Origin of the sequence: Actinoalloteichus sp. GBA129-24, assembly GCF_001941645.1 — a bacterium.
Taxonomy (GTDB): Bacteria; Actinomycetota; Actinomycetes; order Mycobacteriales; family Pseudonocardiaceae; genus Actinoalloteichus_A; species Actinoalloteichus_A fjordicus.
This window is the reverse complement of sequence record NZ_CP016077.1, coordinates 134,066-153,513: the sequence shown is the minus strand read 5'-3', so window position 1 is coordinate 153,513 and position 19,448 is coordinate 134,066. Positions and strand designations below refer to the sequence as shown.

Sequence of the window (19,448 nt, the reverse complement as noted above, 5' to 3'; positions counted from 1 at the left end):
AGGCAGCGTCCCGCAATTCACCGCCGTGACTCCGATTCGCAGGCGGGCGTCGAGTCGTGAGTTCGCGCGGGCATCCGCGCAAGGCAGGTCGGTCCGGGGATGACGATGCCCACTCTTCCATCCGATGAACTCACCGAGGCGAGCGCACGACGCAGGCGGATCGACTCGCCCGGCCCGGTAGCACGGACGAATACGGCGCGGGCCGCTCCCGGGACGCCAGGTTTTCTCGCCTGCCGGGAAGAGAACTCGGACAGCGGGCGACGAGTGACCTCGATGCAGATCGACGGCCTGCCGCCGATCCGATCTCCCCGACGACGGATCACGAGGAATCGTCTGCCCGCCCGGCTGCGGTCCGCGCCTCGTACCGACGGGACGGTGACAGCTCGTCGGGCACGAACCCGCAGGCCAGGGCTGCCAGGACCGCAGGCAGGCCGCAGCACTCCGGCACGATGCGGCCGATCTGCGTGCCGCTGAGCATCACCGGACGACGATGGCGGGGAGAATGCGACACCGGAGCACACCGGAGAATCCCGAGGCGGCCTGCCGCGAAGCCACTCGTTCCCCGATGCCGAACGGTCGTCCACCCGCACGCGAATCCATCGGCCACCCGCGTTATCACCGAGACATGCCGATCGACAACGTGATGCGGCGTGTCGTGTCGGCTGCGATCGGAGCAGGATCGCAGCCGCACCGAACCGCCCGACCGAACCGGTGATGGAATACGCGAGATCGATCAGCTCCGCCCCCGTTCGCTTCGAGCAGCCAATGCGTTGTGGATCACCCGAGGCACGGGCGGGACGACGTCGGGAAACAGGCCGCACCACCTTCCGGTTCCTGGAAGATCGGCTTGCCGAGGAGTCCGAGACCGCATCAGCCGAAGAAAGTCGCCCGGATCGACGTCGGCCATCCGGTGAACTGCGGGCAGGACATCGGCGGAGCAGGCGCCGGGCTCGACGACAGGCGGTGGGATCGCGGCCTGCGGAACCGGGCGGAATTACCCACGGTGATGGCCCGGCCCTGCCCGATCCGGCCCCGCGAGTGCGGGTGATCAGCGGAGGCGGAACGGTCGCCGGTCCCTCGATGATCAGGCCGCCACCCGGTCGGCAGCCGACCGCCCCCGGGCAGGCAGGGGCGGCGTCGATCGGGCGCGGCTCGGCAGCGGCCGCCGCGCACGCGGGCTGGTCAGGACCCGACGGCCTCCGCGACGCGGTCCCCGAGGTGCCGGGCGATCTCCAACGCGCTGGTCGCCGCAGGTGAGGGAGAGTTGAGTACGTGGACCTGGCGGCGCGCCGTCTGCACGAGGAAGTCGTCGACCAGCCTGCCGTCCGGCAGCACGGCCTGCGCCCGTACCCCGGCCGTGTCCGGGACGAGGTCCGCGACCTCGATCGCGGGGACCAGCCGGGCCAGACTGCGGGCGAAACGACGTCGCGACAACGATCGGAGGATCTCGGCAGCCCCGGTACGCAGCTGTCGTCGTGCCAGGCGCCAACTGCCTGCGAAGGACGCCACCTCGGCCAGATCACGCGCGGACACGTCCCGCCACCGATAACCCTCGCGGGCGAGGGCGAGCACCGCGTTCGGGCCCGCGTGCACCGAGCCGTCGACTCCTCTGGTCAGGTGGACGCCGAGGAACGGCAGCGTCGGATCGGGAACCGGGTAGATCAGACCCCGCACCAGGTGTCGCCGCTCCGGGCGCAACGCGTGGAACTCGCCCCGGAACGGGATGATCCTGGCCGAGGGCACGATCCCGGCCATCCTCGCCACGACGTCGCTGTGCAGTCCGGCGCAGTTCACCAGCCCATCGAAGGCGTCGACGCCGTGCCGGGTGGCGACCTGGACCCGGCCTCGCACCTCCCGAATCCCGAGCACCGCGCTGTCCAGGCGCAGCTCGACCTCGTGATCGGCCAGCTCCCGGACCATGGCCATGCTGAGCGCGGAGTAGTCCAGCACGCCGGTGTCGGCGACGTGCAACGCGGCGACACAGTCGACCTCTGGTTCATACTCCCGCGCCTGACCTGCACTGATCAGTCGCGCCGTCACTCCGTTGGCGACGGCCCGTTCCGCGAGGGCATGCAGCCGGGGACGCTCGGACTCGTCGACGGCGACGACGAGCTTGCCGGTTCTCCTGACCTCGACGCCTCGGGATCGGGCGTAGTCGACGATGGATCGGTTCCCCGCCCGACACATCCGCGCCTTGAGGCTGCCCACCGGGTAATAGAGACCGGCGTGGACCACGCCGCTGTTGTGCCCCGTCTGGTGGTGCGCCCACCGATGTTCCTTTTCCAGGACGGTGACCCGGCAGCCCCGTCGGAGGGCGAGTTCACGAGCGACCGCCAAGCCGACGATGCCGCCCCCGATCACCACGATGTGCGACATTCCCCGCTCCAGTTCACCCGGTTGGCTGTACCACTCACGCTGTGCACCGATCGCCCATCCAGCCTGCCGGCTTAGAATCCGACCGACGGCATGGCACGCAGTGCGGCCCGACGACGATCTCGCCGAACACACGCGGCACGCCCTGGGGGAAAGAGGCCGTGCCGCCAAGGCAATGGGGACTTGACGAATGAGCTGGTTGGAAGCCGTCCCGACAGCGCTGATCGCACTCGGCTGGCTGTTGGCGCCCGGTCTGCTCCTCGCCTATGCGGCGGGCTTTCGCGGCATTCCGGCCTGGGGAGCGGCCCCGCTGGGCAGCCTCGCGCTGATCGGGACGATCGCGGTCGCGGCCGGGGCCGCAGGCATCACCTGGGGCCCGCTGGTCGTCGCGGGCGGCACGATCCTCGCCTCGATCGTGGCGGTCGTGATCCGCCTCCTGCTGGCTCGCCGCAGGCCCGCCCCGCTCGCCACCGAGAATGATCCGCGCTCGGTGCGGATCGCCGCCGTGGTGGGCATCCTGCTGGCGGTCCCGATCGGCGCCGTGACCGTGGCTGTGGGCATGGGCTCGCCGGACCGGCTCGTGCAGTCCTTCGACGCCGTCTTCCACCTCAACGCCATCACCTTCATCCTGGAAGACGGCAACGCGTCGACCCTCGCCGTCGGGGGCACCACCGATCCGAACGGCGACGGCGGCTTCTATCCGGCGGTCTTCCACGCCCTCGCCGCGCTGGTCGAGCCCTTCACCAGCGTCGGCGTGGTCACCGCAGCGAACATCACCGCGGCCGTCATCGCGCTGATCGCCTGGCCGCTCTCCTGTCTCCTGCTGGTCCGGGTGGTCACCGGCCCGTCCATGCCCGCGATGGCCCTGACCGGCCTGATCAGCATGGGCTTCGCGTCATTCCCGTGGAACCTGCTCGGCTTCGGGGTGATCTGGCCGAACCTGGCAGGTCTGGCGGTGCTGCCCGCAGGTCTGGCGGCCGTGGTCGCGCTGACTGGATTGATCGAACGGGTGACCCTGGGCCGGGGCCAGGCGGTCCTGCTGCTCCTGGCGGCACTGGCGGGCGGCGGCCTCGCCCACCCGAACTCGGTGTTCAGCCTGATCGCGCTGAGCATCGCCCCCGTGGCCATCGCCATCCTCCGGCGGGCTCGGGTGCTGATGACGGCGAAGCGGTACGTCCTGGCCTGCGCCGTCGTGATCGTCCCGCTGGCACTCGCCCTCACGGGCTGGGCGGTCTTCCGGTCGACGGCGATGTACGCCGAACTCAGCTCACACGACTGGCCCGCCTACGAGACACCTGCCCAGGCCTTCGGCGAGGTCCTCTTCGGCGGCCTCGCCGGCCGATCAGCGACCTGGCTGCTCTCCGCCATCGTGATCGTCGGCCTGGTGTCGGCCTGGCGATCCGGCGTCCATCGCTGGCTCGTCTACTCCCACGTCATCACGGCGGTGCTCTACATGTTCGCCGCCGCGCTGGACACCGATCTGTCGATGCTGCTCACCGCCGTCTGGTACAACGACGCGCACCGACTCGCCGCGATGGTGCCGATCACCTCGGTCCCGCTTGCGCTGCTCGGACTGATCAGCATCGCGACCGCGATCCGCAAGGCCGCCGCCGATCACCAGTGGTCCTCCCGAGGCGCGGTCGGCAGACTGACCAGCACGGGCGGCCCGGTCACGCTCCTGCTCGGCGTCCTGTTGGTCATTCTCACCGGCGGCATGTACGCGCGTGACCACCCGCACCTCATCGCCCGCCTCTACCCGGAGGGCGTCCCCGACCCGGCGATGAACCTGGTGAACGCCGAGGAGCGCCGGTTTTTCGAGGAGGTGGCCGCGATCGTCCCCTCGGACGCGACGGTCGCCAACCAGCCGTGGGACGGCAGCGCGCTGTTGTGGGCGACGGAGGGCCGTCGGGTCCTGTATCCGCACCTTGTCTTCGAGTGGAGCGAGGATCAGGAGTACCTCGCCGCTCATCTCGCCGACGTGGGCGAAGACCCACGCGCCTGCCAAGCTGTGCAGGATCAGGGCGTCGAGTATCTGATCAAGGGTTCGCCGGACTACTTCTGGCCGTGGGACTCCCGACAGGCGAACTACCCCGGAATCGACAACGCGCCGGAGTCACCCGGTTTCGAGCTCGTCGCCGAGGACGGGGACCTGCAGCTCTACCGGATCACCGCCTGCGCGAGCTGAGCTGCCCCGTCAGGAACAGGCGGGCCGCCGCCGCTCGATCCGGCGGCGGCCCGCTTGCCGCCGTGCGGGTGAACCGCCTCCGTTCGACGAAGTCATGCGCGAGAGGCCGCGCCTGACCGGCCGGGGGAAGCAGGGCATCGGCGACCGGAACGCCGCCTGAGATCGGGCCTGCTCGAGCCGCTTCGGGCCGCCGGACGGCGAACGACCTGGCGGCGGCTCGTCATCCGCATTCATCGCGAGCGGGATTATCCGTTGTGGACCGTCAGATGTCTCCGGACGCGCCACGCACACGGTCGAATCCACCACAGGTATTCGTTGCTGACCGTCATCCCGTCGGCGATTAAACACGTTCGAGTGGAGGAAATCACACCGGGGCCTGATCTCACCCCGGTCACACGGCCAGCCCGGGATCACCGAAACGACGCGAAATCGGCATCACGTCACCCGAATCGGTATCCGAATCGGAAATAACGGGCGATTCTCCGGCTCTTTCACCGACGGCCGCTCCCTTTCGATTCCCTGGGCCTGCGCAGGGGCGTTCGGACGACGTGCGGGCTCGACGTGATCCCGCACGCCCCGCGAGGCCGGCAGGAACGCGGCGGAACTGTGCCTGCTCTCATGCTGGTGAGGCGCCTGACCAGCGAGCCGTCCCCGAGCGGGCCTGGGCATGGCGGCGGCCCGTCACCCACTCGGGGTCGAGATCGACAGGGACCCGCATCGCCGGGCCGACGCCCGCCCGACGCATTCACGGACCGCTCGTGTCGAGGAGTGGTCCACGCCGAACTCATCTCGTCCACACTTTCGAGCCAGCTGCCACTACATCGATGACCTAAACCAACGCACGAGGCTAAATCGACGTCAAATCAACGTGATGGCCAAGTGAAATCGATCTTGTTCCCATTCGACTTTCTCAGCATCCGGTTCGTCAATCACATACAGTGGCGCAGTGGCCTCTCCTCTCGACATCATGCTTCCGTATTACGGCGACGTCGGCCTGATGCAGACGACCGTGCGCAGCGTGCTCGCTCAGGACGACCAGGACTGGCGGCTGACGGTCGTCGACGACGGCTACCCCGACGACTCGATCCCCGGCTGGTTCGCGTCGCTGGGGGACGACCGGATCACCTACCTGCGCAATGAGGAGAACCTCGGCGCGAACCGCAACTTCCAGAAGTGCATCGGGCTCATCAAGCACGAACTCGTCGTGGTGATGGGCGCGGACGACGTGATGCTGCCCAACTATGTGCGTACCGTGCGCGCAGCCCATGAGGCCCAGCCGAACGCTTCGGTGATCCAGCCCGGCGTCGAGTTGATCGACGAGAACGGCGAGCCCGCGAAGACACTGGTCGACGAGGCCAAGCGCAGGCTGTACTCCCCGAAGGGACACGGCAGGCAGATCTTCTGCGGCGAAGACCTGGCGGTCAGCCTCCTGCGAGGCAACTGGCTGTACTTTCCCTCGCTGGCCTGGCGAGCCGACGCGATCACGACGGTCGGATTCCGCGAGGGACTGAACGTCGTCCAGGATCTCGCCCTGGTCATGGACCTGGTTCAACGCGGAGATCAGCTCGTCGTCGACGACACGGTGTGCTTCCAGTACCGACGGCACCGGGCGAGCGACTCCTCCTGGCGTGCCATGGCGGGAACCCGCTTCATCGAGGAGCGCAACTACTTCCTCGACGTCGCGGGCAGGCTCCAGCGACAGGGCTGGACCCGCGCGGCCAAGGTCGCCAGGACTCACGTCTCCTCACGGCTGCACGCCCTGTCGCTGCTGCCCAAAGCCGTGAAGAACCGACACCGCGAGGGCATGCGCAACCTCAGCAGGCATGCCTTCGGGCCCAGCAGGCCAGTCTGACCCCGCCACCACGCCGTGCGCGGCCGCAAGACGTCCACCGGGTCCGCCGGGGTGAGGCCACATCTAAGAGCCTGTTTTTGATCCCCACTTTCGGAGTTGCGCGGGGCCAGCGTGGCGATCTGCGGCGCTGTCGTCGGTCACCATAACTCCGTTATGGCTCTCTCCTCCGCCTGGCAGCTCATCCACGCTGATCCCCGCTCACGACTTCAGGCGGATCAAAAACAGGCTCTAAGCTGTCGCCGTGACTCGATCAGTCCGATCCTCTCGATCCGCCATCCTGATGGGGATCGGGCTGGTGATCGTCGGCATCGCGGGATTCGGCTTCCTGGCGATCGTCGGCAACACCATGCCCCCCGCCCAGACCGTCGCCCTCCAGTCCCTCTACATGATGGTCAGCATCATCGGGCCCGGCCTGTTCGTCTCGCTCGAACAGGAGACCAACCGTGTCGTCAGCAGCGGTCTGGCGACGGGAGTGGACCCTCGGTCGGGTATCCGACGCATCGGGTTGCTGGGACTGGCACTGGCCGGTCTGACGGTCGTCGTGCTGCTCGCCGCGTCACCACTGCTGATCGATCGGCTGCTGGGCGGCAACCCCATGCTGCTGGTCCTGACGCTGTTGTCGGTGGCCATGTCCGCCGCCATGTTCCTCACCCGAGGCCTGTTGGGCGCCAGCCAGCAGTTCACCGGCTATTCGGCCTCCCTGGCCGCCGAGGGTCTGTCTCGGCTGATCGGCTGTGTCGTCATCGTGCTGCTCGGCCTCAGTACCGAGTCGCTGTTCGGCCTCGCCTTCGTCGCGGGTGGCGGCTTCGCCGCACTGGTCGCGCTGCCCTGGCTTCGCCGGGAGTTCTCGCGGTATCCCCGCGCGGGTGCCGCACCGACCGCGCCCCCCGCCGATCCCGAGGCCGAGGCCGGGCAGCACCTGGCCTCGGCCGCCGTCGCGGCAGGCAGCCCGCCCCCGGCGGTGGAGCCGTCGACGACCGAATCGTCGGCATCCGGTGCGCAGGCAGCGGGGACTCGCCCACAGAGCGGACTCACGGTCGGGGTGCCCGGCGCCGAGGTGCCTGCCGACACGGCAGCCGAGGTCACGGCCGACCTGACCCGCGAGGATCAGATCCCGGCGCCCACGGCGTCGGCCGACGAGGCGACCCACGCCGGAACCAGCCGGCAGTCCGTGGACCATGCCACGGCCGTCGCCGAGGTCGTCGCCGGTCACACGGTCGGGCGGATCGCCAAGGGACTGGTCTTCCTCGGCGTCGCGACGCTGCTCGCCCAGCTCGTCGCGAACCTCGCACCGCTGGTGGTCAACGGCAGGCTCGTCGAGGACCGGGCCACCGCCACGGCATTCGGCTTCGCCTTCGTCCTCACTCGCATCCCCCTGCTGCTCTTCAGCCCCATTCAGGCGATGCTGCTGCCGGTACTCACCAAGGCCGCCGTGCACGGCGAGTACGACGTGGTGCGCAAGCGCGTCGGCATCATCCTCATCGCGGTCGGCGTGGTCGGCCTGCCCGGCGCGGTCTTCTCCGCGCTCGTCGGACCGTGGCTGGTGGTGACCTTCTTCGGCGCACAGACGCTGCCGTCGGCAGGGGTGATGGGCCTGCTCGGCCTCTCCACGGTGCTGCTGATGCTGGCGCAGATCCTCCAGCCCGCGCTGGTGGCGATGGGAATGCACCAGACGGTGTCACTGGCCTGGGTACTGGGCACGCTGCTGCTCATCGGCCTGCTGGCGCTGCCAGGCGACCCCATCACCGCTGCCGTCATCGCGCAGCTCGCGGGCCCGCTCGTCGTGGTGCTGCTCACCGGAGTGGGGCTGGCCCGTCGGCTGCGTTCGCACCATCGGCCACGCCCGCTACCGAGTGAATGATCGGGGCGGCCGTCAAGACCCTCGACCCCATTGGAGTAAGCTCACATCGCCTCGCGCAGAGCGGCCTGGCGCCTCGACAGGCAGCCTGAGAGTCCAGGCGCGACATCTTCTCCACGACCCGGGAGCTCTGGCATGTCTGAATACGACGATGTCTGGCTGATCGTCCCTGTCTACAACGAGGCTCAGGTGATCTGCGACGTCGTGCAGAAGGCGCGACTGACCTTCCCTAACATCGTCTGCGTCGACGACGGCAGCCGAGACGCATCCGTTTCCGAGATTCGCAAGTCCGGCGCGCATCTGGTGCGCCATCCGGTGAACCTCGGCCAAGGCGCCTCGTTGCAGACCGGCATCGAATACGCCCGCACCCAGCCGGGAGCCCGATTCTTCGTCACCTTCGACGCCGATGGGCAGCATCAGGTCGAAGACGTGGTCCGGATGATCGACCGGCTCCGCGAAGAGCCCATCGACATCCTGGTCGGTACCCGCTTCCACGGCGACACCAGCCACATTCCGTGGATCAAGCGGGTGGTGCTCAAGACCGTCGTCGCACTCAGCCCGCGTACCCGACGGATGAAGCTCACCGACGCGCACAACGGCCTTCGCGCTTTCAACAAGACGGTGGCCGAGGGCCTCGACATCACGATCAACGGAATGGGACACGCTTCCGAGATCATGGCGATCATCGACCACAAGGGCTGGCGAGTCGCCGAGGAGAAGGTGACCATCATCTACACCGAGTACTCGATGGCCAAGGGTCAGTCCCTGATCAACGGCGTCAACATCCTGTTCGACAGCGCCCTGCGCAGTTCGAGGCGGTGACTTCATGATCATTCAGATTCTGCTGATCGGCGCGGTACTCGTGCTGATGGTGTTCTTCCTGCGCAACCACGGCACCACCCGTACCGCAGCAGGCGTGAAGATCGGCTTCGTGCTGTTCATCCTCTTCGGAGTGCTCGCGGTCCTGTGGCCGGACGCCCTGACGGTGGTGGCCGATCTCGTCGGCGTGGGTCGCGGCACCGACCTGCTGCTCTACGGCCTGGTGGTGGCCTTCGCCTTCGCCATGGTCAACACCTACCTGCGTTTCAAGGAGCTGGAACTCCGCCACGCGCGCCTGGCCCGGGCCATCGCGGTCCAGTCGGCCGAGCCGCCCGCGCTGGACCACGAGGAGAAGAACGTCCCGAGCGCGTCCTGACTCGGGGCGGGTGGTCGCACGAACCAGACGTCGAGAAGCGGGGACGACCGAGGTCGGTCGTCCCCGCTTCCGCGTCCGTACCGGTCCCTCGCGGGCCGACGGCCCGACATGCTCCCCGCAGCTCGCGGCCGCGGCGGCCCGGCCGGTCGACCCCCGACGTCGCGCAGGCGTGCTGGGTGCCGCAGACGACCGGTCGCCGAACTCGGCAGGCAGAGGTGCCGGGCAGAAGAACTCGGCCCCGCCAGCATCTGTCCGGGGGAGCCGACTCAGCGGCGGAAGTATTCGACCGTGCGACGCACGCCCTCGGCGACGTCGACCGCAGGCTTCCATCCCAGCTCACGCTGGGCGGCGGTCGAGTCCAGCGCCGAGGCACGCAGGTCGCCGAGTCGCTCCGGATGGAACTCCGGGGTGTCCGGTGCGTCTGCGGCGGCGGCCACCAGGGTGTGCAGGCCACGATCGGAGGTCTGGACGCCGGTGCCGATGTTGTAACGCCTGCCGGAGCCGGACTCGCCCGCCGCAGCGGCGAAGGCGGCCACCACGTCGCCGACGAACACGTAGTCACGGGTGTTGCCGCCGTCGCCGAACACCTTGGTGGGGCGGCCCGCGAGCAGGGACTCGGCGAAGATCGCCACGACGCCCGCCTCACCGTGCGGGTCCTGTCGAGGCCCGTAGACGTTGGACAACGCCAGATGGGTGCAGTCGAGCCCGTACAGGCCTCGGTAGGTGTTCAGGTACACCTCGCCGGACACCTTCGCCGCCGCGTACGGCGACTGCGGATCGACGGGGACCGTCTCGGCGATGGGCAGCGTGTCCGGCGTGCCGTAGATCGAGCCGCCCGACGAGGAGAAGACCACCTTGCGCACCTCGGCGCGTCGAGCCGCCTCGGCGACGGTGATCGTGCCGAGCACGTTCTGTCGCGCGTCCAGCAGCGGATCGGCCACGCTGACCCGGACGTCGATCTGCGCGGCCAGGTGGAAGACGACCTCGGGACGGACGCGAGCGACCAGCTCGATCAGTTCGGGATCGACGATGTCGAGCTCGTGCAGCGTGGCGCGGCCGGTGTCGAGCGCGGCAGTGAGGTTCTCCCGCCTTCCCCGGCTGAGGTCGTCGACGACGGCGACCTCGCAACCATCGGCGAGCAGCCGGTCGACGAGCGTGGAGCCGATGAACCCGGCCCCACCGGTTACCAGAACGCGCATGGCTTGACAGATCCTTCTCCGAGGCGGCGGATTACTCGGTCATCGTAACGACGCGAGCGCTCTGCGCAGCCCAGGCGGTCGAACGCCGTCGGCGACGATGCGGACGCGCGCCGCGCCGCAGCCGGTCCGGCAGGCACCGCGCGAAGCCTGCTCGCTCAGAACCAGCGTTCGAGGACCTTCGCCACGCCGTCCTCGGCATTGCTCGCCGTCACCTCGTCGGCCACCGACAGTACGGCGGGGTGGGCGTTGGCCATGGCCACCCCGTGCCCGGCCCAGCTCAGCATCGCGAGGTCGTTCGGCATGTCGCCGAAGGCGATGACGTCCTCGGCGGTGCGGCCGAGCCCGGCGGCGACCTCCGAGAGACCGCTCGCCTTGGTCACCCCGGCAGGCATCAGGTCGATCAGACCCAGGTCGGTGGAGAAGGTGACGTCGACCGCGTCGCCGAGGAGCGCCGTCACGGCGTCGACCATCTCCGTGCTGTTCAGCGAGTCGTGTCTGACCATCAGCCGCACCGCAGGTCGGGCGAACAGCTCGGCGACCGACGTCCTGATGAGGAGCGACTCCGGCCAGGGGTGCAGGTAGCCCGGCCCAGCACGGAACTCCTCGATGAAGTCGGCCCGTCCCTCGCCCTCGACGCGCTCGACCGCGAGGCCGCAGCCGGGAAGCACCGTCTGCAGCGCCTCGCCGAGGTCGCCCAGCAGAATCGGGTCCAGGGTGTACACGCGGTCGACTCGATCATCACGGGTGTCGAGGATCACCGCACCGTTCACGCAGACCGCCGGGCCTGCGACGCCGATGAGCCTGCTGATCGGGGTCACCCACCTCGGGGAGCGTCCGGTGGCGAGCACGAAGGGCACGCCTGCCGCACTCAGTCTTCCGATCACGTCGGCTGTTCTCGGCCGAAGTCGCTCCAACGGATCGAGCAGTGTTCCGTCGATGTCCGAGGCGACGAGTCTGGGGGTTCGCACTCCGTCATAGTGCCCGCCATCAGGCTGATCAGCGGCTGGATACCGCAGCTCGTCGGCTACTCGCAGCCGCCGCCGGGTCCACGCCGCCGCCGAGCCGGAGAGGTCCACCACACCGTGGCCGCCCCACCTCGGCATAGGTCACTCCTCGTTGCTCACGAGTTCGATGCTGACCGTCGGTGCGGAGTCGACGAGATTGAACAGGACGAACCCGAACGCGGCCACCACTGCGAACACGAAGGCAGCGAGCATGGCGGTCAGTCGAAGCGCCATTCGGCTGTACCTCCCCAATGGACATCGGCTTGGTATCCACTTGGGGTATCGTGTCTGCGGTCACTTTCGTTAGTCGGTCTCATTCCGCTACACCCGATAGGCCCAATGAGGCGCGAACGAGTACCGCTGGTCACGGCTGGTCCGGTGCCATGGGCCGAGTCCGCAGCGGCTCTGCTCTCATCGGGTGATCGTCTGATGGTGGTTTGCAACCGGCTGCGCGGCCCGTAACGTGAGCCCGCGTGCGAATCGGCATCGTGATCCTTCCCGAGTACCGGTGGTGGATCGCCGAACCCAAGTGGCGGGCCGTCGAGACCTACGGGTTCGATCATGCCTGGACCTACGATCACCTGGGTTGGCGTTCTCTGGTGGACGAGCCGTGGTTCGGCGCCATGCCGACCCTCACGGCGGCGGCGATGGTCACCTCCCGAATCCGACTCGGCACGCTCGTCGCCTCGCCGAACTTCCGACATCCGGTCGCCTTCGCTCGCGAGGTGACCGCCTTGGACGACGTCTCGGACGGGCGGCTGCAACTCGGCATCGGCGCGGGCGGCACCGGCTTCGACCTCTCGGTCCTCGGCACGGACCACGGCACGCCCCGCGACCGGACCGACCGGTTCGAGGAGTTCGTCGAGTTACTCGACGCGGTACTGACCCGAGACAAGACCACCTGGCAGGGCACGCACTTCCACGCCGTCGAGGCACGCAGCACACCGGGGTGCGTGCAGCAGCCTCGAGTCCCGTTCCTGATCGCGGCCAACGCGCCCCGATCCATGCGGCTGGCCGCCCGCTTCGGCCAGGGCTGGCTGACCAACGGCGACCGGACCGAGAACCGAGCCGACTGGTGGCGCTCGGTGGACGTGCTCTCGCGGCGGATGAGCGAGGCGTTGGACGCCGCCGGTCGCAGGCAGGACAGCATCGATCGGTACCTGAGCGTGGACTCCGCGACCTCCTATTCGATGGGCAGCGTGGAGCAGTTTCGCGACGTGGTCGGCCGCGCGGACGAACTGGGCTTCACCGACGTCGTGGCGCACTGGCCCCGGTCCGACGGCGTGTACGCGGGCAATGAATCGGTGCTGGAGCAGATCGCGGCCGAGGTGCTGCCCTCGCTGCGTTCGAACACCTGGTGATGCGTCGCGGCCACGCGAGAGGCCGCCCTGCCACGCGGGCCCGCAGGCGGATCAGGTCGGCGCCTGCTCCCCTCAGGTCGCCGCACCGACATCCGATGCGATCAGGCGTCAGCTGGTGAGCGTATGGCCGATGGCCAGGAAGTCCACTGGCCTGCCGTTCTCGGCGCGCAGCCGATGCGGCACCCGCGAGCTGAAGCTGACGCTGTCCCCCGGCGCGAGACTGATCGAATCCGTCCCGAAGTCGATGAGCAGTGCTCCACTGAGCACGTAGATCCAGTCGTTGCCGTCGTGGATGAGGAGATCAGTCGTCTCGGCGGAGGGTTCGAGCTGGTAGCGAGTGGCGTACATCCCCGGAACGACCGATCTCGGGGTGAGCACCTGCGTCGACAGTCCGCCTGCGGAGACCGTCGGCACGCTGTCGCCCCGCATGACGACCGCAGCAGGCCCCGGCGGCTGATCGGTGAGCAGTTCGGCCAGCGAAACGTCCAGTCCGGCGGCCAGCCTGGCCAGCATGTGCAGGGAGGGCAGCCGCTCCCCGTTCTCCAGCCGCGACAGGTGCGGCTCGCTCAGGCCGCTGCGTGCGGCGAGCTGTGATCGGCTCAGGCCTCGACGCGTCCGCAGCCCGCGCACCCGCGCACCGAGACCGGCCAGCGCCTGTTCCGACACGTCGACGGACATGCCTTGCAGGCTACGTCAGCAACCGCCGATCGGCCCGCCGCCGACCGGCCCCGCCCGATGGCCCGCCGCCGACCGGGTGGGCGGCGCCTGCCTGTCGTCCGATGCCCCGTCAGGCATCCCCCGCTCCGCCTCGCCCGCCTACCGAGGTCACGGCTCGGCGGGCCCGGCTCCCGGCACCCGAGCACCAGGAGGCCGCCCGGCCGAAGCAGCTCCGCGCGACCGCCACCAGGCGGCCTGACCTGCACGGGTGTCGCCCAAGAGTGTGGCGGGTAGCCCCAGAGGCGAGACTCGAAGGAGGTAGGCATGGCGAAGAAGAAGCAGGCGGGCCACGGCTCCGGCCAGGCCGCCGCAGGGGACCGCGAGCTCGTCGACCGACTGCTGACCGAGGCGGGCCGTACCTATGCGGAGGAGGCGGGCATCCGAGTCGCGGACAAGCCTGCCGCGCTCTATCGACTGCTCATGCTGGCCGAGCTGGTGTCGGTGCCGATCCGGGCGAACACCGCCGTGGCCGCCGCCCGCGAGATCGCCGACAGCGGGATGGGCACGCCACGGGCCGTGCGCGAGTCGAGCAGGCGAGAGTTGATCCACGCGTTGGGGCGGGCTCGATACGTGCGCTATGACGAGAGCACCGCCACCGCGCTGCATCGGGGCGCCGAGCTGATGCGGGAGCGATACCACGACGACCTGCGTCGACTGCGGGATGCCGCAGCACGCGATCCGGCCAGGATGCCCGAGCTGATCCGCGAGTTCCCTCGGCTCGGCCCGGTCGGCGCCGACGTCTTCTGCCGCGAGGCACAGGCCGTGTGGCCGGAACTCCGTCCGTACTTCGACGGCAAGGCACAGGCGGGCGCCGAACGACTGGGGCTGCCCACCGATCCCGACCGCCTCGCCAGGCTGGTCGAGCCCGACGACTACGCCAGGCTCGCCGCCGCCCTGGTACGAGCCACCCTCGAGCGCGACCTCGTCGCGCGGGTGACCGAGCCGGCCTGACCGGCGCCGTCTCGCACAACCCGCCGAGCGAGGTCCGCGTCCGCCCTGACCGCCGAGTCCCGGAGCGCCCGAGTCCCGACGCACCCGCGCGGGAGGCTCAGGCGACCGCGACCGCGACCACGAGGCCCAGTCCGAGGTGTGCGGCACCGACGACGAAGCTGGCGGGGGTCAGCGCGTCGGCGTGGATGAGCTGTCCGATCTGGATGCCTGCCACCCATTCCAGAACCCGGACCGCGAGCACCTGCGCCACGATGCCGACGAGGCCGAAGACCAGCGCGGCCAGCAGGCCCTCCAGCAATCCGCCGGACGCGTTGAAGATCGCGACGACCACGATGAAGGCCATGCTGAACAGTCCGGCGGCGGTGAGCACGACCGCGTTGGGCTTGCCCGCCCTGACCAGCTCGCTCAGCTTGCCGGGGGTGGTCAGGTCGATCGCGTAGAAGCCGACCAGCATCAGCAGCAGGCCGAGGATGGCGTAGAGGGCGATGGCGCCGACGCCCGCGCCGAGGAAACCGAGGAAGCCTTCTTGCAACGCAAGGCTCGTCTGGGCGACGTTGGTGGTGGCCACCGGGTTCTACCTCCTCGAACCAGCCAGGTGGTTCGTCCCGGCCGATGGTTCGTCATCATCGAGTGTCTTCGTCTGCAAGCGGTTCGCCGGGAGACGGCGAAAGATCATCACCAGGTATGATGATCATGGGTCGAACGGCGCACCGAGGCGGACATCCGCGAGCAGCCGTTCGCCTGATTTGTCGCACCGCGATGACGATCGTCGCATCATCATCGAGATCCGGCTCGGCCGGGGATGCCGAAGATCCCAGGCCCAGTCCGTCATGCCGTGTCCGCAGCCGGCTCAGCCGGGAATGCGGTGTGGAACGAACGACGCCCCGTCATCGGTCACCAGGCCCACCGTCTCGCGAATGCCGAGCCCGGCCGCCTGATCGCCGACGACCCAGGCGCCTAACGCGGGCCGCATCCCGTCGAACTCGGGCAGCGGCGCGAAGAGCTGGTAGACGAAGCCCTCCTCGCCGTACACCCCGCCGGTCTCCTGCTCGATCCCCGGCGCGACGATCTTGATGTTCGCGCCCTCCCTGCCGAGTCGAGGCTTGCGGACGTACTCGGTGAGGAAACCCGGCTCGTCGAGGAACGCGGGCAGCAGGTTGGGGTGGCCGGGATACATCTCCCAGAGCACGGCGAGCAGCGCCTTGTTCGACAGCAGCATCTTCCACAGCGGCTCGACCCACAGCGTCTCCGGCAGCGACGTGATCGCGTGCTTGCCGAACACGTCGTCCACCACCCACTCCCACGGGTAGAGCTTGCAGATGGTGGAGATCGGCGCCTCCTCCAGATCCACGAAGCGTTCGAGCAGCGTGTCCCAGCCGAGGTCCTCGATGGCCAGCCCGATGGTGTTCAGTCCCGCCTCGGCGGCCGTCTCCTGCAGGTAGGCCGCGGTGACGTGGTCCTCGCCGCTGGTGTCCCCGGAGGACCAGCTGAAGTGGACCTCGTTGGACGGCAGCATGTCGGCGATCTCGCCCCAGCGCTCGACCAGCTTCTCGTGGATCGAGTTCCACTGATCGTCACCCTCGCGGGTGTCGGTCAGCCAGTGCCACTGAAGCACCGCCGCCTCGAGCAGCGAGGTGGGCGTGTCCGCGTTGTACTCGAGCATCTTCGCGGGACCGCTGCCGTCGTAACGCAGATCGAACCGGCCGTACAGATGCGGATCGCGGCGCCGCCACGACTCGACCACGGCGGGCCAGGCCTCCTCGGAGATGCCGAAGTCCCGGTACCGGTCGGTCATCACCGCGTTGTCCACCGCCTCGAGACACATGGAGTGCAGCAGCTCGACGTCGGCCTCCATCGACAGGACCTCGTCCAGGCTGAAGACGTAGTGCACCGACTCGTCCCAGTAGGGCCGGGGGGCGCCGCCGGGCCCGCGTGAAGGAGTGCCGAAGACGAGGCCCTGCTCGGCCGTTCGCTCCCGCCAGTCCGGCCGTGGCGTCGAGGTCTCGCGGTGCACCGTGTCAGCTCCCCCCGCTGCCGCGGCCCGTGCCGAAGCCGCCGCGCTGGATCGTGGACCCGGACTTGCTCCGGATCTCGGCATTGTCAGGACGAACCGTAGTCCCCCCGCTCACCGTCCCCCCGGCCCCAGGGGTCCCGCCGTAGTTGTAGTGGTACTGATTTCCCCCGCCGCCGAAACCGGGCAGGAAGATGATGCCGCTCGGGCCGACCGTGCCGCCCTGCTGCTGGGCGTACGCCGGGTCGCAGACCCGCTCGTCCTCGGCCTCCACGCCGTTCTCGTCCACGCAGTACGCCGTCACCGGTTGGGGACGCGAGGCATAGGCGACGGCGATGAGGGCCACGACGCCGAGGGTCACGCCGCCGCCGATCATCACCCGCTTGCGGAGCTTCCGTTTGCGTTCGGACTCCTGGAACTCCTGCTCCTCCGCCTCCCGCTGCCTGCGCTCCGCGGCGAGGCGGGCCCGCTTCTCGGCCAGCGTGGGCTCGCGAGGCGTGGTGGTGCCTGCCTCCTGGTGCCGGATCCGCCCTCGCCCCGGCCCGCCGCCCGACATCCGAGGCCGGGGCTTCGGTGGTCCGCCCGCAGCAGCGTCGGCCGGTTCCTGTGGGCCGTCGACTCTGTTCTCGTCGCCGTTGGTCATCAGTCACTCCCCCGAAATCCAGACACAGCTGACCCTTGAGAGCCGCTCGGTCCCGTGTCCGTTCACCACGTCCGAGGACCGCTTACAGGCACTTGAGACGTCAACTCCTGATTACAGGAAACATGTTTCACCCGAATGGAGCAAGAAGCGGTGTCGCGTCCTCCTCCGCCACCTACCGTACGACGGACAGCCGCCAGGCATGATGGACACGATGTCCGATGCAACCGAGACTCCCGAATCATCGCGGCCCAGACCCGGCGCGATGAACACGCGACTCGTGATGATCGGCGCCGCCGCAGGCGCGCTGATCGTCCTGACGGCGTCAGCGCTCTCCCTGCTCCCCGGCGATCGGTCGGGCGGCGGGCCGGGCGGTGGCGGCGGCCGGCCCGGAGCGGGTCCTCAACAACCACAGCAGGCGGCGCTGCTCTTCGAGACCGAGCCGGGTGAGTGCCTGACCTGGGCCGAGTCCGATGCCTCTGACATCCGCCCCGTGACCTGCGCGGAGCCACATCTCTTCGAGGTCTCGGGCTCCATCGACCTCGCCACGCTCCCTGCCGAGGACGCTGCGGACGACGAGGGCGCTGACGGCACGGAGCCCGAGGGCGGCGGTGCAGGTGCGGGCGGTGTCGAGGACGGCGAGCCCGGCACCGATCCGTCCGACTCCGCCGACGAGCCGGAGCCCTACGGCGAGGACGCGCCGTTCCCGGACACCGACATCTGGCTGGCGCTCAAGGACACCCACTGCCTGCCGCAGGCAGCCGACTACCTCGACGGACTGCTCGACCCTTACGGCCGGTTCCGGGTCAACGCGTTCACGCCGAGCGCCGAGAGCTGGGAGGAGGGCGACCGGACGATGCACTGCGGGCTCCAGTGGCCCGCGACCTCCGGCGGGCTCTATCCGATCGTCGGCGAGGTCGCGACCCTGGACCAGGCCAACGTGCACGAGCCGGGAGTGTGCCTCGGGATCAACGGCGGCGCCGTCACCGACCCGGTCGACTGCGCCGAGCCGCACTCTCAGGAGATCATCGAGGTCTACGACCTCTCCGAGGGCTTCGACGTGCACCCCTCCGACGCCCAACAGGACGAGTATCTGCAACCGCTGTGCAGGCAGGCCTCCACCGACTACGCGGGCGGGCCGGTGAGTGAACAGGGGCTCATCTACGCCTGGGACCTGCTCCCCTTGGAGAGCTGGGAGGCAGGGACCCGACACGTGAAGTGCTACGTGGCGGCGGTGCTGCCCGATGAGAGCGGGATAGCGCCGATCACCGGCAGCGTGCGGGGCGAGTTCGAGGTCAGCGACGAGGAGGCCGCCCCGGAGGAGAACACCGTCACGCCGGGCGCGCCACTGCCCAATCCGACCGGGCCGCCCATGCACGGCAACCCGGACGAGTCCGGGGCGCCCGAGTCGGACGAGAACGGTGACGACACCGACGAGGAACCCGACGAGACCGATCCCGAGGGCGGCGAGGGCGGCGAGGACACCGGCGCCGAGGGAGGCACCGGCGATGGCGGTTGAGATGTCGCGGAGCCGGTTCGACGAACTCGTGTCCGATGCGCTCGACCTGATCCCGGTCGAGTTCGCCCGGGCGATGAACAACGTGGTCGTGCTGGTGGAGGACCACAACCCGGAGGAGCCGAGCCTGCTCGGACTCTACGAGGGGATCGCCCTCACCGAACGGGACTCGACCTACGGCGGCGTGCTGCCCGATCGGATCACCGTCTACCGGGAACCGCTGCTGGCGATGTGCGCCGATGAGGCGGAGGTGGTGGACGAGATCGCCGTGACCGTCGTCCACGAGGTCGCCCACCACTTCGGGATCGACGACGAGCGGCTGCACGAACTCGGCTGGGGCTGAGCCGCCGCCGCCCGGTGGGGACTCTGGGCCGGGGTCGTCAGCGACGCGGGGACGTCCCGGCGAAGGACCTGCTGCCGGGGTCGATCGCAGCGGGTCGAGCGCGCCGAGGGCGCGCCCTGCGGCCGCCTGCCGAACCGGTGGTGCAGGCAGGCGCGCCGTCGTCAGCTCACCGTCCCGCGACTCGCACCCCCGTCGCCTGCTGCTCTTCGCACCCGCCGAGAGACCCCCGCCGCGAGACCGAGG

Annotated in this window: 18 protein-coding genes; 9 read left to right on the top strand and 9 right to left on the bottom strand. The window is 69.3% G+C overall.

The window, feature by feature from the left end:
• Positions 1-319 precede the first annotated feature (319 nt).
• Together UA75_RS32380 and lhgO are read right to left on the bottom strand one after the other, a co-directional pair.
• Positions 320-481: a hypothetical protein gene (locus UA75_RS32380; RefSeq protein WP_157433922.1), complete on the bottom strand. Its 162-nt coding sequence runs from the start codon at positions 479-481 to the stop codon at positions 320-322.
• A 701-nt stretch (positions 482-1,182) separates the two neighbouring features.
• The gene (lhgO, locus tag UA75_RS00665; RefSeq protein WP_075737968.1) at positions 1,183-2,376 is read right to left on the bottom strand and encodes an L-2-hydroxyglutarate oxidase; all 1,194 of its coding nucleotides are present in this window, start codon (positions 2,374-2,376) and stop codon (positions 1,183-1,185) included.
• A gap of 187 nt (positions 2,377-2,563) precedes the next feature.
• Between lhgO and UA75_RS00660 the strand changes: the two genes are divergently transcribed.
• From UA75_RS00660 to UA75_RS00640, 5 genes are all read left to right on the top strand, one after another.
• On the top strand, positions 2,564-4,558 hold the full coding sequence (locus UA75_RS00660) for a DUF6541 family protein (protein ID WP_075737966.1): 1,995 nt from the start codon (positions 2,564-2,566) through the stop codon (positions 4,556-4,558).
• Positions 4,559-5,504: 946 nt separating this feature from the next.
• A complete protein-coding gene (locus UA75_RS00655; RefSeq protein WP_232237583.1) occupies positions 5,505-6,410 on the top strand; it encodes a glycosyltransferase family 2 protein in 906 nt (301 codons plus the stop codon).
• A 241-nt stretch (positions 6,411-6,651) separates the two neighbouring features.
• Positions 6,652-8,271, top strand: coding sequence for a lipopolysaccharide biosynthesis protein (locus UA75_RS00650; protein WP_157433921.1), 1,620 nt, complete (start codon positions 6,652-6,654; stop codon positions 8,269-8,271).
• 132 nt (positions 8,272-8,403) lie between these two features.
• The gene (locus UA75_RS00645; RefSeq protein WP_075737961.1) at positions 8,404-9,090 is read left to right on the top strand and encodes a glycosyltransferase family 2 protein; all 687 of its coding nucleotides are present in this window, start codon (positions 8,404-8,406) and stop codon (positions 9,088-9,090) included.
• 4 nt (positions 9,091-9,094) lie between these two features.
• Entirely contained in the window at positions 9,095-9,463 is a 369-nt protein-coding gene (locus UA75_RS00640; RefSeq protein ID WP_075737959.1) for a DUF2304 domain-containing protein, read from the top strand.
• A 266-nt stretch (positions 9,464-9,729) separates the two neighbouring features.
• Here the strand turns inward: UA75_RS00640 and UA75_RS00635 are convergent, their stop codons facing one another.
• From UA75_RS00635 to UA75_RS34855, 3 genes are all read right to left on the bottom strand, one after another.
• Complete coding sequence (locus UA75_RS00635; RefSeq protein ID WP_075737957.1) at positions 9,730-10,662, bottom strand: NAD-dependent epimerase/dehydratase family protein; 933 nt, start codon at positions 10,660-10,662, stop codon at positions 9,730-9,732.
• Positions 10,663-10,817: 155 nt separating this feature from the next.
• Positions 10,818-11,765: an HAD family hydrolase gene (locus tag UA75_RS00630; RefSeq protein WP_083682822.1), complete on the bottom strand. Its 948-nt coding sequence runs from the start codon at positions 11,763-11,765 to the stop codon at positions 10,818-10,820.
• Positions 11,766-11,768: 3 nt separating this feature from the next.
• Complete coding sequence (locus tag UA75_RS34855) at positions 11,769-11,900, bottom strand: hypothetical protein (RefSeq protein ID WP_257787494.1); 132 nt, start codon at positions 11,898-11,900, stop codon at positions 11,769-11,771.
• Positions 11,901-12,139: 239 nt separating this feature from the next.
• On the opposite strand from UA75_RS34855, the gene UA75_RS00625 reads away from it, so the two are divergent.
• Positions 12,140-13,027, top strand: a complete 888-nt coding sequence (locus UA75_RS00625; RefSeq protein WP_075737955.1) for an LLM class flavin-dependent oxidoreductase — start codon at positions 12,140-12,142, stop codon at positions 13,025-13,027.
• A 108-nt stretch (positions 13,028-13,135) separates the two neighbouring features.
• On the opposite strand, the gene UA75_RS00620 is transcribed toward UA75_RS00625, so the two are convergent.
• On the bottom strand, positions 13,136-13,705 hold the full coding sequence (locus UA75_RS00620; RefSeq protein ID WP_075737953.1) for a helix-turn-helix domain-containing protein: 570 nt from the start codon (positions 13,703-13,705) through the stop codon (positions 13,136-13,138).
• A 303-nt stretch (positions 13,706-14,008) separates the two neighbouring features.
• Between UA75_RS00620 and UA75_RS00615 the strand changes: the two genes are divergently transcribed.
• Entirely contained in the window at positions 14,009-14,695 is a 687-nt protein-coding gene (locus tag UA75_RS00615) for an endonuclease (protein WP_232237582.1), read from the top strand.
• A 97-nt stretch (positions 14,696-14,792) separates the two neighbouring features.
• Here the strand turns inward: UA75_RS00615 and UA75_RS00610 are convergent, their stop codons facing one another.
• The 3 genes from UA75_RS00610 to UA75_RS00600 form a co-directional block, all read right to left on the bottom strand.
• The gene (locus tag UA75_RS00610) at positions 14,793-15,263 is read right to left on the bottom strand and encodes a DUF350 domain-containing protein (protein ID WP_075737951.1); all 471 of its coding nucleotides are present in this window, start codon (positions 15,261-15,263) and stop codon (positions 14,793-14,795) included.
• A 282-nt stretch (positions 15,264-15,545) separates the two neighbouring features.
• A complete protein-coding gene (locus UA75_RS00605; RefSeq protein ID WP_075737949.1) occupies positions 15,546-16,709 on the bottom strand; it encodes a glutathionylspermidine synthase family protein in 1,164 nt (387 codons plus the stop codon).
• A gap of 4 nt (positions 16,710-16,713) precedes the next feature.
• Positions 16,714-17,349: a hypothetical protein gene (locus UA75_RS00600; RefSeq protein ID WP_318533281.1), complete on the bottom strand. Its 636-nt coding sequence runs from the start codon at positions 17,347-17,349 to the stop codon at positions 16,714-16,716.
• A gap of 262 nt (positions 17,350-17,611) precedes the next feature.
• Here UA75_RS00600 and UA75_RS00595 point away from each other — a divergent pair, with 262 nt between their 5' ends.
• Both UA75_RS00595 and UA75_RS00590 read left to right on the top strand, forming a co-directional pair.
• Complete coding sequence (locus tag UA75_RS00595) at positions 17,612-18,865, top strand: septum formation family protein (protein WP_075737947.1); 1,254 nt, start codon at positions 17,612-17,614, stop codon at positions 18,863-18,865.
• A complete protein-coding gene (locus UA75_RS00590) occupies positions 18,855-19,205 on the top strand; it encodes a metallopeptidase family protein (RefSeq protein ID WP_075737945.1) in 351 nt (116 codons plus the stop codon). The genes UA75_RS00595 and UA75_RS00590 overlap by 11 nt, the downstream gene beginning before the upstream one ends.
• Positions 19,206-19,448 lie beyond the last annotated feature (243 nt).

What these genes read in the sequence shown, in the direction of transcription:
- UA75_RS00630 (WP_083682822.1), bottom strand. Translation starts at nt 11,765, where the DNA reads ATGCCGAGGTGGGGCGGCCACGGTGTGGTGGACCTCTCCGGCTCGGCG.
- UA75_RS00620 (WP_075737953.1), bottom strand. Translation starts at nt 13,705, where the DNA reads ATGTCCGTCGACGTGTCGGAACAGGCGCTGGCCGGTCTCGGTGCGCGG.
- UA75_RS00615 (WP_232237582.1), top strand. Translation starts at nt 14,009, where the DNA reads ATGGCGAAGAAGAAGCAGGCGGGCCACGGCTCCGGCCAGGCCGCCGCA.
- UA75_RS00635 (WP_075737957.1), bottom strand. Translation starts at nt 10,662, where the DNA reads ATGCGCGTTCTGGTAACCGGTGGGGCCGGGTTCATCGGCTCCACGCTC.
- lhgO (WP_075737968.1), bottom strand. Translation starts at nt 2,376, where the DNA reads ATGTCGCACATCGTGGTGATCGGGGGCGGCATCGTCGGCTTGGCGGTC.
- UA75_RS00645 (WP_075737961.1), top strand. Translation starts at nt 8,404, where the DNA reads ATGTCTGAATACGACGATGTCTGGCTGATCGTCCCTGTCTACAACGAG.
- UA75_RS00590 (WP_075737945.1), top strand. Translation starts at nt 18,855, where the DNA reads ATGGCGGTTGAGATGTCGCGGAGCCGGTTCGACGAACTCGTGTCCGAT.
- UA75_RS00600 (WP_318533281.1), bottom strand. Translation starts at nt 17,349, where the DNA reads ATGACCAACGGCGACGAGAACAGAGTCGACGGCCCACAGGAACCGGCC.
- UA75_RS00595 (WP_075737947.1), top strand. Translation starts at nt 17,612, where the DNA reads ATGAACACGCGACTCGTGATGATCGGCGCCGCCGCAGGCGCGCTGATC.
- UA75_RS34855 (WP_257787494.1), bottom strand. Translation starts at nt 11,900, where the DNA reads ATGGCGCTTCGACTGACCGCCATGCTCGCTGCCTTCGTGTTCGCAGTG.
- UA75_RS00660 (WP_075737966.1), top strand. Translation starts at nt 2,564, where the DNA reads ATGAGCTGGTTGGAAGCCGTCCCGACAGCGCTGATCGCACTCGGCTGG.
- UA75_RS00640 (WP_075737959.1), top strand. Translation starts at nt 9,095, where the DNA reads ATGATCATTCAGATTCTGCTGATCGGCGCGGTACTCGTGCTGATGGTG.